The organism is Kineococcus rubinsiae, from assembly GCF_011839805.1.
Classification (GTDB): Bacteria; Actinomycetota; Actinomycetes; order Actinomycetales; family Kineococcaceae; genus Kineococcus; species Kineococcus rubinsiae.
Genome location: NZ_VWPY01000001.1, coordinates 323,123 through 336,230, shown reverse-complemented (window position 1 = coordinate 336,230; position 13,108 = coordinate 323,123). Strand labels below are relative to the sequence as shown.

The 13,108-nt window shown below is 76.9% G+C and carries 10 protein-coding genes; 6 read left to right on the top strand and 4 right to left on the bottom strand.

Annotated features, from left to right (window positions below; all coding sequences use genetic code 11):
• Positions 1-21 precede the first annotated feature (21 nt).
• Entirely contained in the window at positions 22-1,011 is a 990-nt protein-coding gene (locus F1544_RS26020) for a PDR/VanB family oxidoreductase (protein ID WP_208971048.1), read from the top strand.
• A 26-nt stretch (positions 1,012-1,037) separates the two neighbouring features.
• On the top strand, positions 1,038-2,270 hold the full coding sequence (locus F1544_RS26015) for a cytochrome P450 (protein WP_167581211.1): 1,233 nt from the start codon (positions 1,038-1,040) through the stop codon (positions 2,268-2,270).
• A 39-nt stretch (positions 2,271-2,309) separates the two neighbouring features.
• Here the strand turns inward: F1544_RS26015 and F1544_RS01595 are convergent, their stop codons facing one another.
• A complete protein-coding gene (locus F1544_RS01595) occupies positions 2,310-2,897 on the bottom strand; it encodes a TetR/AcrR family transcriptional regulator (protein ID WP_167581209.1) in 588 nt (195 codons plus the stop codon).
• Between the two features lie 222 nt (positions 2,898-3,119).
• Here F1544_RS01595 and F1544_RS01590 point away from each other — a divergent pair, with 222 nt between their 5' ends.
• A complete protein-coding gene (locus F1544_RS01590) occupies positions 3,120-6,269 on the top strand; it encodes an MMPL family transporter (RefSeq protein WP_167581207.1) in 3,150 nt (1,049 codons plus the stop codon).
• 10 nt (positions 6,270-6,279) lie between these two features.
• Here the strand turns inward: F1544_RS01590 and F1544_RS26010 are convergent, their stop codons facing one another.
• Both F1544_RS26010 and F1544_RS01580 read right to left on the bottom strand, forming a co-directional pair.
• Complete coding sequence (locus F1544_RS26010) at positions 6,280-7,317, bottom strand: GGDEF domain-containing protein (protein ID WP_308469821.1); 1,038 nt, start codon at positions 7,315-7,317, stop codon at positions 6,280-6,282.
• A 150-nt stretch (positions 7,318-7,467) separates the two neighbouring features.
• Entirely contained in the window at positions 7,468-9,837 is a 2,370-nt protein-coding gene (locus F1544_RS01580; RefSeq protein ID WP_167581205.1) for an MFS transporter, read from the bottom strand.
• A 38-nt stretch (positions 9,838-9,875) separates the two neighbouring features.
• Between F1544_RS01580 and F1544_RS26005 the strand changes: the two genes are divergently transcribed.
• The gene (locus F1544_RS26005; protein ID WP_208971047.1) at positions 9,876-10,631 is read left to right on the top strand and encodes a TetR/AcrR family transcriptional regulator; all 756 of its coding nucleotides are present in this window, start codon (positions 9,876-9,878) and stop codon (positions 10,629-10,631) included.
• A 51-nt stretch (positions 10,632-10,682) separates the two neighbouring features.
• Here the strand turns inward: F1544_RS26005 and F1544_RS01570 are convergent, their stop codons facing one another.
• On the bottom strand, positions 10,683-11,255 hold the full coding sequence (locus F1544_RS01570) for a helix-turn-helix domain-containing protein (protein ID WP_167581391.1): 573 nt from the start codon (positions 11,253-11,255) through the stop codon (positions 10,683-10,685).
• Positions 11,256-11,373: 118 nt separating this feature from the next.
• Between F1544_RS01570 and F1544_RS01565 the strand changes: the two genes are divergently transcribed.
• Together F1544_RS01565 and F1544_RS01560 are read left to right on the top strand one after the other, a co-directional pair.
• Positions 11,374-12,528, top strand: coding sequence for an SDR family oxidoreductase (locus tag F1544_RS01565; RefSeq protein WP_167581203.1), 1,155 nt, complete (start codon positions 11,374-11,376; stop codon positions 12,526-12,528).
• Positions 12,529-12,757: 229 nt separating this feature from the next.
• Positions 12,758-13,108, top strand: a complete 351-nt coding sequence (locus tag F1544_RS01560; RefSeq protein WP_167581201.1) for a manganese efflux pump MntP — start codon at positions 12,758-12,760, stop codon at positions 13,106-13,108.

The window sequence follows — 13,108 nt, the reverse complement described above, 5'->3', positions numbered from 1 at the left end:
CCCCGAGCTCGAGGAGGAGACGTGGGAGAGCAGCGCGACGCCCGGACCCGTCCGGGGGCAGGGTCCGAGGCGGGCGGCACCGTCCTGCGGGTGGTGGCCCGGGAGCTCACCGCGGGCGACGTCGTCGTCCTGGTGCTCGCGGACCCCGCCGGCGACCGGCTGCGCGACTGGGCGCCCGGCGCCCACGTGGACCTCGTGCTGCCCGGCGGGGTCGTGCGCCAGTACTCCCTGTGCGGCGACCGGTACGACCCGCTGACCTACCGCGTCGCGGTCCGCCGCGAGCCGGCCGGCCGCGGCGGGTCGGCGCACGTGCACGACCACCTCGCGGTCGGCGACCTCGTCGGCGTCGGCGGCCCGCGCAACACGTTCCCCCTCGTGCCCGCGCAGGAGTACCTGTTCCTCGCGGGCGGCATCGGCATCACCCCGCTGCTGCCCATGATCGAGCAGGCCGAGCGCCTCGGCGCCGACTGGCACCTGGCCTACGGCGGGCGCTCGCGGGCGGCCATGCCCTTCCTCGCCGACCTGCCCGGGGACCCGGCGCGGGTCTCGGTCCACGCGCGCGACGAGGGCCGGCGCCTGGACGTGGCCGCGCTCGTGGCCGCCGCCGGCCCGCAGGCCCGCGTCTACTGCTGTGGGCCCGCGGGCATGGTCGCCGACGCCGAGCGCGCCGCCGCCGGCCGCCCCCCGGGGTCCGTCCGCACCGAGCGGTTCAGCGCCGCGGCGCAGGCCGCCCCCGTGCGCAGCGACCCGTTCGAGGTCGTCCTCGCCCGCAGCGGCACGAGCGTCGTCGTCGACGCGTCGACGACCGTGCTGCAGGCCTTGGAGGGGGCGGGCGCCCGCGTGCTGTCCTCGTGCGGGCAGGGGCTCTGCGGGACGTGCGAGACCGCGGTGCTGGAGGGCGTGCCCGACCACCGCGACAGCGTGCTCGACGACGCCGAGCGCGCGGCGGGCGACTGCCTGCTCGTCTGCGTCTCGCGGGCCTGCTCCGGGCGCCTCGTCCTCGACGTCTGACCGCCACCACCAGCCCAGGAGGACCCGTGAGCACGACCGCCCCCGCCACGACCACCCCCGCCACGACCACCCCCGCGCCGCTGCCCGTCGACGACACCGACGCCTTCGGCGAGGAGGTGCTCGGCGACCCCGGCCCGTTCCACGCCGCCCTGCGCGACGCCGGCCCGGTCGTGCACCTGTCGCGCTACGACGTCTACGCCCTCGGCCGCTACGAGCAGGTCCACGCCGCCCTGGTGGACTGGCAGGCGTTCGCGTCCGGCGCCGGCGTGGGGCTCAGCAACTTCCGCCGGGAACCGCCGTGGCGACCGCCGAGCCTGCTGCTGGAGACCGACCCACCGCACCACGACGCGCCCCGCGTCGTGCTGGAGAAGGTGCTCTCCCCGCGGGCGCTGCGGCGGCTGCGGGAGCAGTGGGCGGCCGACGCCCGCGACCTCGTCGACGAGGTGCTGCGGGAGGAGGAGTTCGACGCGGTGCCGGCGATCGCGGAGGCGTTCCCGCTGCGCGTGTTCCCCGACGCGGTGGGGATCGGCACCGAGGGCCGCGAGCACCTGCTGCCCTACGGCGACCACCTGTTCAACGCGTTCGGCCCCGCGAACTCCCTCGTCGCGCGGGGCGCCCCGCGGCGGGCGGAGCACGGGGCGTGGGTGGACGCGCAGTGCGCGCGGGAGGCGTTGCGGCCCGGCGGTTTCGGCGCCGCGATCTGGGCTGCGGCCGACCGCGGCGACATCACCCCCGCGCAGGCGCCGCTCGTCGTGCGCTCGCTGCTGTCCGCCGGGGTCGACACGACCGTGCAGGGCCTCGCGGCGCTCCTGCACGCCGTCGCGACCCACCCCGCGCAGTGGGCGCGGCTGCGCGCGGAACCCCGGCTGGCCCGGGTCGCCTTCGACGAGGCCGTGCGCTGGGCCTCGCCCGTGCAGCTGTTCTTCCGCACCGCCACGGGCGACGTGCGGATCGGCGGCGCCGTGGTGCCCGACGGCGAGAAGATCGTCATGTTCCTCGGCGCCGCGAACCGCGACCCGCGCCGCTGGGAGCGGCCCGACGAGTTCGACCTCGGGCGCGACCCGTCGGGGCACGTGGGTTTCGGCATGGGCCTGCACCAGTGCGTCGGGCAGCACGTCGCCCGGCTCGAGGCCGAGTCCGTGCTCCAGGCCCTGCTCGAGCGGGTCGAGACGGTGGAACTCGCGGAGACGCCGCGGCGGCACCTGAACAACACCATGCGGGCGTGGGCCTCACTGCCGCTGCGGGTGCGCCGCCGGTGACGGGCCGCGGTGCGGCCACCCGGCCCGGTCGGGGGCCGCTCAGGCGCGCGCGGCCCGGCGGGGCAGCAGCAGGCGGCGGCCGAGGTCGAGCAGGGTGCGGCGCATCGTGTCGTCGGCGACGTCGGCGCAGTCGGGCGCGCGCAGGGGCCCGACGAGGCCCATGAGGAAGAGGTTGACCGTCACGCACGTCTCCTCGTCCGGCTCGGGCCCGGACAGCAGGGCGACCAGTCCCTCGCCGACCCCCTGCAGCAGCGGCTCGTGCGCCGCGAGCGCCGGGTAGCAGGGGTCGCTGGCCATCACCCGGTACACGCGGCGCGCGTCGATGACGAGGTCGACGAGCCCCTCGAGCACGGCCTCGACCTGCGCGCGGCGGCCCCGCTTGGCCTGCGCGTCCTCCAGCACGGGCTGCAGCCGCTCGACCAGCGGCGTCACCACGCCCAGGACGATCTCGTCCTTGGTCTTGTAGTGGTGGTAGACGGCGGCCTTGGTGACCCCCACGTCGTCGGCGATCATCTGCAGCGACGTGCCGCTGACCCCGTGCTCGGCGAACAGGCGCAGCGCCGCCTCCTGCAGCCGGGCGCGGCCGGCTCCGGTGCCGGCCCGGTCGTCGTGGACTGCGGTGGTCACGGTGCTCCTGTCGGCGGTCGGGCGAACGGGCGGGTGGGGCGTCCCGGGTCTCGGACCCCGGTGCCGAGCGTAGCCCCTCCGCAGCCTCGCCCGCTTGCCGCTCGGCAAGGCGGGAACTAGCCGATCGGCAGCGCCCGCGCTTGCCGCTCGGCTGGTTCCGCGGTTACCGTGCGACGTCGCCACCGGAGCCGACGGACGTCCGTCCACCCCTGAGGAGCCCCGATGGCCACCCTGCTCTACCGCCTGGGCCGCTTCAGCGCCCGCCGCCACCGCCTCGTCCTCGGCGTGTGGGCGCTGCTGCTGGCCGCGGTCGCCGCGCTGGCCTTCGGCCTGCCGCGCAGCGCGTCTCCCGACACCTCGTTCTCCATCCCCGGCACCGAGGCCAGCCAGGGCCTCGACGTCCTGGGGCGGGAGTTCTCCAACGGGGCCGACCGGGCGAGCGCGACCGTCGTGTTCCAGGCGCCGGCGGGGCAGACCCTCACGGGCGCGAACGCCGCGGCGCTCGAGGACGTCCTCGCGCAGGTGCGCGCCGTCGACGGGATCGCGGCCGTCAGCGATCCGCTGGCGCCGCAGATGCCGCGCGTCAACGCCGACCAGACCATCGCCGCCGCCACCGTGACCTTCGCCACCGCCGCCGGGGACGTCAGCGCGGACACCAGCGCCGCCTTCGAGGCCGCGACCGACCACGACGCCACCGCCGGCGGTGCCGACGTCCGCGTCGAGGTGACCTCCGACCTGCCCGAGGGCGGCGGCGCGCACAGCGCCGAGGCCGTCGGCGTGGTCGTGGCGTTCATCGTGCTGCTGCTGACCTACGGCTCCCTGGCCGCCGCGGGCGCGAACCTGCTGACCGCCGCCATCGGCGTCGGCGTGGGCGTCCTCGGCATCACCGCCCTCGGCCGGGTCGTCAGCCTCTCCACCACGACCCCGGCGCTGGCCTCGATGCTGGGCCTCGCCGTCGGGATCGACTACGCGCTCTTCATCTTCGCCCGCACGCGCACCGAGCTGCGGGCCGGTGCGCCCGTGGCCCAGGCGGTCGCCAAGGCCACCGGGACGGCGGGCACGGCCGTCGTCTTCGCCGGCACCACCGTCGTGGTCGCGCTCGTCGGCCTCGCCGTCGTGGACATCCCCTTCCTGACCCAGATGGGCCTCGCCGCCGCGGCCACCGTCGCGGTCGCCGTCCTCATCGCGCTGACCGCGGTGCCGGCGCTGCTGACGGTCCTCGGCCGCCGGGTGCTGCCCGCGCGCGAGCGCCACCGCGACCTGGCCGGGCTCCGCGCGGCGGACGCCGTCGCGCAGTCGGGGCAGCAGGCCGCGGACGTGTCCGACGCGACGCTGGCCGGCCCCGGGTTCCTCGGCCGCTGGTCGCGCTCGGTGACCCGCCACCCCGTCCTCGCCCTGCTCGCCGCGGTCCTCGTCGTCGGCACCGCGGCCGTGCCCGTCCTGAGCATGCGCACCGCCCTGCCGTCGGCCGAGAACGCCGACCCGGACAGCTCCGCGCGCCAGGCCTACGACCTGCTCGTCGAGGGCTTCGGCGAGGGCAGCCAGTCGACGCTGGTCGTCCTCGTCGACGGCCGCAGCGGGTCGGCGCCGGAGGCCGTGGCCACCGCCGCGGCCACCGTGACCCGGCAGGTGCAGGCCCTGGGCGACGTCGTCGCCGTCACGCCGGCCGTGCCCTCCGCGGACGGCAGCACGCAGCTGATCACCGTGGTCCCCGGGTCGGGCCCGACGGACGCCGCGACGGCGGACCTGGTGCGCGACATCCGCTCCGCGGTCGCCTCGACGCCCGGCGCCGACGTCCTCGTGACCGGTCAGACGGCCCTGAACATCGACGTCACCCAGGCCCTGAACGACGCGCTGCCGGTCTACATCGCGCTCATCGTCGTGCTGGCGCTGGCCCTGCTCGTGATGCTGTTCCGCTCCCTCGCGGTGCCGGTGCTGGCCACCCTCGGGTTCCTGCTGTCGCTGGGCGCGAGCCTCGGCGCCACCGTCGCGATCTACCAGTGGGGCTGGCTCTCCGCCGTGTTCGGCGTCGCCCAGCCCGCTCCGCTGCTGAGCTTCATGCCGGTCCTCGTCGTGGGCATCCTGTTCGGGCTCGCGATGGACTACCAGATGTTCCTGGTCTCGGCGATCCACGAGGCGCACTCCAAGGGGCACAGCCCGACCCACGCCGTGCTGGCCGGCTTCCGCCGCTCCGCCCCGGTCGTCGTCTCGGCCGCCTTCATCATGTGCGGGGTGTTCGCCGGGTTCGCGTTCTCGGGCGAGGCGACCATCGGCACGATCGGGATGGCGCTGACCGTGGGCGTCCTCGTCGACGCGCTCGTCGTGCGGATGGTCCTGGTGCCGGCCGCTCTCACCCTGCTGGGCGAGGCGGCGTGGTGGATGCCGCGCTGGATGCAGCGCCTCGTGCCGAACGTGGACGCCGAGGGCCGCGGGCTCGACGCGCTGCTCGCGGCCGAGGACGGCGGGCAGGTCCCCGCGGCCGCTGCGGTGCCCGCCCCGCGCACCCCGGCGCACGCCGCCGTCGAGGGCCCGGCCGTGCACGGCACCGTGCTGGACGGCGCCGGTCGCGCCCTGGCCGGGGCGGCGCTCACCGTCACCGATTCCGCGGGGCGCCAGGTCGCGCGCGGGGCGAGCGACGAGCACGGCCGCTTCGCCCTGCCGCTGACGGCCGGGGGCACCTACGTCCTCATCGTGGCCGCGGGCGGGGTGCGGCCCGCCGCCGCCTCGGTGGCCGTCGCCGACCGGCCCGTGCGCCGGGACCTGCGCCTGGCCGGGGCCGCCGCCCTCACCGGGCGGGTCTCGGCCGCCGACGCCCCCGCCGCTCGTCACGGCGTCGCCGGCGTCGTCCTGACGCTGCTCGACGTCCGCGGCGCCGTCGTGGCCACGACCCGCACGGACGCCGGCGGGGCCTACCGGGTCGACGGCCTCACGGGCGGTTCCTACGTCCTCAGCGCGCTGTCGGACTCCCACCGGCCGGTCGCGCAGGGCGTCGAGGTCCCCGAGGCGGGCGAGGCGACCGCGGACGTCCGGCTCAGCGCGGGCGGTCGCCTCGTCGGCACCGTCAGCGCCTCCGGGCGGCCCGTGCGGGAGGCCACCCTCACGCTCGTGGACGCCGCGGGCGCCGTGGTCGACACGGTGGCCAGCGACGAGGACGGCGGCTTCCGCTTCGACGACCTCACCGGCGGCCCGTACACGCTGACCGCGGTCGGCTACGCGCCCGTGGCCAGGACGGTGCGGGTCGAGGACGGCGTGGCGGGGACCGTCGACCTGGTGCTGGGCGCGACCCGGCCGGCGGACGACGGCTCGCACGACGTGGCGCACGACGGCTCGCACGACGCGGCGGCGGCCGGGCGGAGCACCGCGGACCGCTGAGCCGCGCCCGTCAGCGGGTGGCGGGGTCGGTGGCGCGCAGGTCGAGGGTCTCGCGCCGCCGCCGCTTGTCGGCGTACATCGCCTGGTCCGCGGCGTGCGTCAGGCCGGCCAGGTCGGCCGCGTCGCGCGGCCAGACGGCCCCGCCGCCGCTGACGCCGAGGTCCGGCAGCTGCTGGCGGACGCGCTGCAGCACCTGGTGCAGCAGGAGCGCGTCCCGGGGCTCGCCGGGCACGTCGTGCAGCAGGACGGCGAACTCGTCCCCGCCGAGGCGCACGACGTGGTCGCCGGGGCGGACGGCCTCCTGCAGCGCGCCGGCCAGCCGGCGCAGCGCGGCGTCGCCGTGGGCGTGGCCGAAGCGGTCGTTCAGCTGCTTGAACCGGTCGAGGTCCACGAGCAGCAGGGCGTGGCGCCGCCCGCCGGCGGGGTCGCGCAGGGCCCGGGCCGCGAGGCGCTGCAGCTGCCGCCGGTTGCCGGCACCCGTCAGGGGGTCGACCAGGGTGATGCGCTCCTGCTCGGCGTGGCGGCGGCGGCTGACCCACAGGCCGCCCGCGGCGAGCACCAGCAGGGTCACGACGAGCACCTGCAGCACGGCGTGGCGCCAGCGCAGCGCCGCGAGGTCCGCGGGCTGGGCCACGCTCACCTCGATGAGGTAGCGCTCGCCGTCGAGGTACTCGTCGACCGGCGCGAGCGGCCGGCTGACCTCGTCGTCCGGGGGAGTGTGCCGCCGGTAGACCACCACCCGGGGGCCTTGCGTGATGCGGACCTCGGTGACCAGCCCGGCGCCGATGAGCTTGCCCGCGTCGAGGTTGAGCTGCTGGTCCAGGGGCACCCGGGTGGGGTCCGCCGCCCGCCCGGCCGCGCCCGGGGCGTTGCGCACGTCCTCGGCGAAGAGGTCGGGCAGGCCCCGGCTGGGCGGCGGTCCCGGCCGCGTGGGGCCGGTCAGGACCAGGGCCGCGCACGCCAGCGACAGCACGACGAGGGCGCCCGCCAGAGCGCGCCAGGCGCCCAGCCGTCGCGCCCGCTGCCACCGCCGACCTCGCCGGACCACGTGCCCTCCCCGGGGACCAGCGCGGGCCGCCTGCCCGTCGCTCTCACCGATTGGAGCACCTCGACCACAGCGCGTCACCGGCAGGGGCGTCGACGGGCTGCGCGCGGACGGTGCCGCACGCAGCCCGGGGCCGACGCCGGGTGGTGGCCGTCAGGCGGTCGCGGGCACGTCCGCGGGCACGTCCGCCGGCTCGGCGCCGAGGTGGACGTCGGTCGCGTGCACGCGCCCGCCCGCCAGCGACACCCGCCGGGTGGTGGGTGCGTAGCTCGCGGCGGTGAGGACGTACTCGCCGTCGGGCAGGTCGGCGAAGCGGTACCCGCCGTCGCCACCGGTCGTGGCGCGGGCGACCACCTGACCGTCCTCGTCCACGAGCGTCACGACGGCGTCGGCCAGCGGCTGCTGCCCCGGCCCCGCCGTCACCGTGCCGGCGAGGTGGGCGCCGGGGGTCAGGACGAGGTCCAGCGTCGAGGCGCTGTCGTCGCCGAGGTCGACGCCGACCGCCGTGGGGCGGTGCCGGGTGGCCTGGGCGGCGAGGACGTAGGCGCCGCCCGCCAGCGAGCTGAACTCGTAGGTGCCCGAGCCGTCCGTCGTGCTGGTCGCGACGACGTGGCCCGTGGCGTCGGTGAGGCTGACCAGCGCCCCGGGCACGACCGGGACCGTGTCCGCGGGGTCCTGCGCGGTGGGCGCGAGGACGCGTCCGGTCACGGTGGAGCGCCCTGCGAGGCGGACGTCCTGCGTGACGGGCCGGTCGGCCACGGCGACGAGCGTCGCGTGCGGCGCGAGCTGGGGTGCCGCCGTGATGAGCAGGTACGTCCCGCCCGTCGGGACGGCGAGCTCGAAGCGGCCGTCGGGGCCCGTGGTGGTGCGGGAGACCTGTCGTCCCGCGGCGTCGGTCACGGTGACGACGGCACCGGGCAGCGGGCGCGCGCCCGCCGCCGAGACGGTGCCCCGGACGCCCGGGGCGGTGGCCGCGGGAGCGTCCCCGGCCGTGGAGTGGCGGACGCGGGGGCCGGGAACGGCGGCGCCGGTGGGGGACCCGGTGGTGGGGGAGGCGGGGTCGGGTGTCGCGAGCGGGGCCGCGGGCTGCGCGGTCGCCGTGCGGCGCGGCAGGAAGGCCGCGACGACCAGCGCGACGAGGGCGGCCCCGGCCGCGACGAGCAGGACCGTGCGGAAGCCGTCCTGCGAGGGGACGGTGACCGTGCCCAGGGTCGTGGCAGAGGCCGCGAGCACCGCGCCGGCGACGGCGCTGGAGACGGAGCTGCCGACCGAGCGGACGAGGGTGTTGAAGCTGTTGGCCGAGGCCGTCTCGCTCGCGGGGACGGCGGACATGATGAGCGCGGGCATGGCCCCGTAGGCGAACCCGATGCCGGCGCCGATGACGCCCGAGACGACGGAGAGCTGCCACACGGCGTCCATGAACACCGCGCCCAGCACGTAGCCCGCGGCGACGACGACCGCGCCGATCATCAGGCTGACCTTGGGCCCGTGCGCGCGGGTGACCTTCGCGGAGGCCCCGGCGGTCACCATCATGACCAGTCCGCCGGGCACCATCGCGAGGCCCGCGACGAGCATCGACTCGCCCAGGCCGTACCCGGTGGCGGCCGGCAGCTGGATGATCTGCGGCAGCGCCAGGGACATGCCGAACATGGCGTAGCCGAAGACCAGCGAGGCGACGTTGGTCAGCAGCACCTGGCGGCGGGCGACCGTGCGCAGGTCGACCAGCGGGTGCGCGGTGCGCAGCTCCCAGGCGCCCCAGGCGATCGCGAGGACCACCGCGGCGGCGAGCAGGCCGAGGGTCGTGGCGCTGGTCCAGCCCCAGTCCTTGCCCTTGGAGACGCCGAGCAGCAGGGCGACCAGGGCGGCGGAGAGGCCGATCGCGCCCGGCACGTCGAAGCGCGCGGCCGGTCGGGCGGCGCCGCGGGGCGCGGGGATGAGGGCGGCGATGAGGACGAGGACGACGGTGCCCAGGCCGGCGGCGACCCAGAACAGGGCGTGCCAGTCGGCGTTGTCGGCGATGAGCGCGGCGGCGGGCAGGCCGAGCGCGCCGCCCACGCCGAGGGAGGCGCTCATGAGGGCCGTGGCGGGCCCGAGCTTCTCAGCGGGAAGGACATCGCGCATGAGGCTGATGCCCAGCGGGATGACGCCCGCCGCGAAGCCCTGCAGGCCGCGCCCGACGATCATCGGCAGCAGCGAGTCGGCGAAGGCGCAGACCACGGAGCCCGCGACCATGACCGCGAGGCTGGCCAGCAGGACGGGCCGCTTGCCGAGCATGTCGCCCAGCCGCCCGGCGATGGGCGTGACCACGGCGCCGGCGAGCAGCGTGGCGGTGATGGCCCAGGCCGTGTTGGTGGGCGTCGAGCCCAGCAGCACGGGCAGCTGGCCGACGATCGGGATGACCAGCGTCTGCATGAGCGAGACGGAGATCCCGGCCAGCGCGAGGATCCCGACGACCAGCCCGGGCTGGGGGCCGTGGTGCGGCGCGGAGGTCGCCGGCGCGGCGGCGGGGGAGGAGGACGACATGCTGGTCCTTCGGTCGGGTGGGGCTACAGTTAAGTCAAGTGCTTGACTTAGTGGAGCACACCCGGCAGGTCGTTTCAAGAGGCAACCAGAGAGGGGCGCTCGCGGTGGCGCGCAGGACGCAGGCCGAGCACGACGGGGGCGCCCCCGGGGCGCGGCCCGTCCCGCGCGGGCAGGCCACCCGCGAGGCGATCCTCGACGCGGCCGAGCGCCTGTTCGCCGAGCACGGCGTCGACAACGTCTCCCACCGCCAGATCAGCGCGGCCGCCGGGCAGGGCAACAACGCCGCCGTGACCTACCACTTCGGCGCGGCCGCGGACCTCGTGCAGGCCGTCGTCGCCCGCCACGCGGGCGCTGTCGAGGAGCTCCGCGCGCTCCACCTCGCCCGCGTCCAGGGCTCGACCGAGCTGCGCGACTGGGTCGACGGGCTCGTGCGGCCCACGGCGCAGCACCTGCAGCAGCTGGGGAACCCCACCTGGTACGCCCGGCTGTCGGCGCAGCTCGCCGCCGACCCCCGCCGCCACGCCCTCGTCGTCGAGACCGCGATGCGCTCCCCGTCGCTGCGCGGCATCGTCGACGGCCTCCAGACCTGCCTGCCCGACCTGCCCGCCGCGGCGCGGGCCGAGCGCAGCGACATGGTCCGGCTGCTCGTCACGCACGTGCTGGCCGAGCGGGAGACGGCGCTCGCGGAGGGGCGCCGGCCCGCGCGGGCCAGCTGGTCCGACTGCGCGGACGGGCTCGTGGACGCCCTCGTCGGGCTCTGGCTCGCGCCGGTGCGGTCCCCCGCCGGCGGCTGACCGGTCTGCGCCGCAGCCGGTCCCGTGACGGGACCGTCGACGGGGCAGGCGTCAGGGGCGGCGCCGGGACACCGCGACGAGGTAGCGGCTGGCGGCCCGGCCCGGGTTGGCGAAGCTGCACTCCGCGGCCGGCCCGAGCTCGATGCAGTCCCCGGCCCCCAGGTCGTGGACCTGCGCGCCCTCGCGCAGGCGCAGCGTCCCCTTGAGCACCCACAGCTGCTGGTGGAGGTCGGCGTAGGCCTGGGCGGGGTAGGTGGCCTGCGCGCCGGCCGGCAGCAGGATCTCGGTGAGCTCCAGGGTCGAGGCCGAGCGGGGGGAGAGGTTCCGCCGCACGTACCCGGTGCCCGGGTCGGTCCAGACGGGCTGGTCCTGCGCCCGGGACACCCGGTCCGCGGCGGTGCCCGGACCCTCGACCCGGGCGAACAGCTCCGACAGGGTCAGGCCCAGCGGCGGGCAGAGCCGCGCCAGCAGGGCGGCGCTCGGCTGGGAGTCGGCCCGCTCCACCTTCACGATCGAGGCGCGCGACACCCCGGAGGCGGCGGCCAGCGCGGCCGTGCTCAGCCCGCGCGCGAGCCGGGCCCCGCGCAGCACGCGGGCGAGGGCCTCGTCGAGCGCGGCGGTCATGCCCGCGCCGTCAGCCGTTGCGGCAGTGGGCTCGTGCGCGGTCACGGGCGTCAGCGTAGTGCGCCCCGGGAGTTCCCGGCGGGGTGGCGGGTCCTCGCGCACTGGATACGATGCTGACATGAGTGGATACTCCGAGATTCAGGCGAGCGGCCGCGACGGCGCCCCGGCGCCCGACCGCGCACCGACTCCGGTGCGGACCCCGCCCCCCGGGGCGCACGCGCTCGTGGTCGGTGCCACGGGGATCACGGGGACGGCGCTGGGCGAGCAGCTCGTCGCGGCGGGCTGGCGCACGGCGGGCATCTCCCGCCGGACGCCCACGGTCGAGGGCGTCGCCCACGTGCCCGCGGACCTCTTCGCGGGCGACCCGGAGGCGCTCGCCGCCGCCCTCGCGGACCTGCGCCCCACGCACGTGTTCATCACCGCGTGGGCGCGGCAGGACACCGAGGCGGAGAACATCCGCGTGAACGGCGGGATGGTCCGCGACCTGCTGCGCGTGCTGGGGGAGCAGGGCTCGCTGCAGCACGTCGCGCTGGTCACCGGGCTCAAGCACTACCTGGGGCCGTTCGAGGCCTACGCCCAGGGCGAGGTGCCGGACACCCCGTTCCTCGAGGACGCCGAGCGCCTGCCCGTGGAGAACTTCTACTACGCGCAGGAGGACGAGCTGTTCGCCGCCGCGGCCCGCCACGGGTTCACGTGGTCGGTCCACCGCTCCCACACCGTGTTCGGCTTCGCGGTGGGCAACGCGATGAACATGGCCTCGACGCTCGGCGCCTACGCGGCGGTGGTGCGGGCGACCGGCGGGGAGTTCGTGTTCCCGGGCTCGCTCGCGCAGTGGAACGGCGTCGTCGACGTCACCGACGCCGGTCAGCTCGCCGACCACCAGCTGTGGGCCGCGACGACGCCCGCGGCCGCCGACACGGCCTTCAACGTGGTGAACGGCGACGTCGTGCGCTGGCGCCGGCTCTGGGTGCGCCTCGCCGCCGACCTCGGGGTCGAGCCGGTGGGTCCGGGCGAGGAGCCCCAGCCGCTGGAGGAGCAGATGGCGGGCGCGCAGGAGGTGTGGGACCGCCTCGTCGCGGAGCACGGGCTCGCCGAGCCGGACGTCACGCGCGTCGCGTCGTGGTGGCACACCGACAGCGACCTCGGCCGGCCGATGGAGGTCATCGCCGACATGACCAACAGCCGGCTGGCGGGGTTCACCGGCTACGTCAGCACCGAGCGGGCCCTGCTCGCCACGCTGCAGCGCTACCGGGACGCGCGCCTGCTGCCCTGACGCCCGCCGGTCCGCCGCCCGCCGGTCCGCCGCACGGCGGAGTTCGGTGCACCGCACTCGCGGCGGACGGCGGGCCGACAACGCGGTTTCGCCGTGACGGACGTCAAGCTGTTGCGGGACAACGGTTCTGGATGGCGCCGGGGTTTCGGGGAACGGCCCCGGGTGTGGCAGGATCCCGGCGGGCGAGCGACTGCTCGCCGGCCCCGCACCGGATCGGCTCCCGCGCTCCATGTCCCTCCTCACGCTCCTGGTGATCGCCGTCGGCGTGTCCGCCGACGCCTTCGCGGTCGCGCTGGCCAAGGGCCTGCACCTGCGGCGGCTGACCGTCCGCGACGCCGTCGCCCTCGTCCTCGCGTTCGGCGGGTTCCAGGCCCTCATGCCGCTGCTGGGCTGGGCGCTGGGCCGGGGGTTCCGCGACCGCATCGAGGCCGTCGACCACTGGATCGCCTTCGGCCTGCTGCTCCTCATCGGGGTGAAGATGGTCCACGAGGCGGTCACCGCCCGCGAGGACGACGCCGCGGACGAGGACCGCATCGGCACCCGGATCCTGCTCGAGCACCTCGGAGTCCTGGGCGCCTGA